This window comes from Actinomadura meyerae, assembly GCF_900188445.1.
Lineage (GTDB): Bacteria > Actinomycetota > Actinomycetes > Streptosporangiales > Streptosporangiaceae > Spirillospora > Spirillospora meyerae.
This window is the reverse complement of record NZ_FZOR01000116.1, coordinates 1-1,387: the sequence shown is the minus strand read 5'-3', so window position 1 is coordinate 1,387 and position 1,387 is coordinate 1. Positions and strand designations below refer to the sequence as shown.

Annotated in this window: 2 protein-coding genes; both read left to right on the top strand. The window is 69.8% G+C overall.

Translation table 11 applies throughout. From position 1 onward, the window contains the following. Positions 1 to 407 (top strand): DNA translocase FtsK (locus CHF16_RS39165; protein ID WP_281259449.1); only part of this gene is annotated, 407 nt, incomplete at its 5' end. 139 nt (positions 408 to 546) lie between these two features. Next, positions 547 to 1,299, top strand: a complete 753-nt coding sequence (locus CHF16_RS39160) for a helix-turn-helix domain-containing protein (protein ID WP_089331239.1) — start codon at positions 547 to 549, stop codon at positions 1,297 to 1,299. Positions 1,300 to 1,387: the final 88 nt, after the last annotated feature.

The window sequence follows — 1,387 nt, the reverse complement described above, 5'->3', positions numbered from 1 at the left end:
CGCTGTTCCTGCCGATGGGCGCCAGCAAGCCCATGCGCATCCAGAACGCCTACGTCTCCGAGAAGGAGATCCACGGGATCGTCGACCACTGCAAGGGGCAGATGGAGGCGAACTACCGGGAGGACGTCGCCGAGGCGAACAAGCCGAAGAAGGAGATCGACGAGGAGATCGGCGACGACATGGACCTGCTCGTCCAGGCGATCGAGCTGGTCGTGTCGACGCAGTTCGGGTCGACGTCGATGCTCCAGCGCAAGCTCCGCGTGGGCTTCGCCAAGGCCGGCCGGCTGATGGACCTGATGGAGAGCCGCGACATCGTCGGGCCGAGCGAGGGGTCCAAGGCGCGGGACGTGCTGGCCAAGCCGGACGATCTGCCCGGGGTGCTCGCGGAACTGCGCGGCGGCGGCTGACCGGAGAGGACGGGGCATTGCGGAATGATGCGAAATCTTGCCCTGAATCGAACGTGTCGCGTGTCGCCGATCGGGCATGGCCGTTTCTAGACTGGTGTCCCAGAAGATCGGCCGCGAGCGCCCCCGAAGGAGGCCCGAGGTGAGCATCGGTGAGACCTTGGCGGAGGAGCGACAGCGGGCCGGTCTCTCGGTGACACAGGTCAGTCTCCAGACGCGGATCCGGGAGACCGTGATCCGCGGGATGGAGGCCGACGACTTCTCCCTGTGCGGTGGCAACTTCTACGCCCGCGGCCACATCCGCAGCATCGCCCGCGTCATCGGCATCGACCCCGAGCCGCTCGTCGCCGAGTTCGACGCCGCGCACGGCGGCGCCCCGCAGCCGGTGTCGGCGGTGTCGGCGTTCGAGCCGGAGCAGCCCGTCGCGTTCCGCGAGCGCAAGGCGCCGAACTGGAGCGCGGCGATGGCGCTCGCCCTCGCGCTCGTCGTCATCTACGGCGTGGTGCAGGTGGTCGGGCACCGCGGCGGCGAGGAGCGCACCGCCCAGCAGGTCGCCGGGACGCCGGCCCCGTCCGCGCACGCCCCGTCCGCGTCCGCGGCGCCGAAGGGCGGCGCCCCGGTCGCCGAGGCGCCGCGCACCAAGGTCGAGGTGCGCGTCACCGCCAAGCGGACGACCTGGCTCAACGTCATCGGCGACAAGGGCGAGACGCTGTTCATCGGCACCCTGCACAAGGGCGACGAGAAGGACTTCACCGCCAAGAAGAAGGTGAAGCTGGTGGTCGGCGTCGGCGGCAGCCTCAACCTGACCGTCAACGGCAAGGACATCGGGTCGCCCGGCAAGGGCGGGGGCGTGCAGCGGCTGAGCTTCGACCGCGACGACCCCGAGCACGCCTGACAGTGATGATGTAGGTGAGCGCCTCCCGCTGGGGTCTGGCCCAACGCCTGACTGGCCTGGTGCCTTCAACGGGATCTGCCGACCCTGC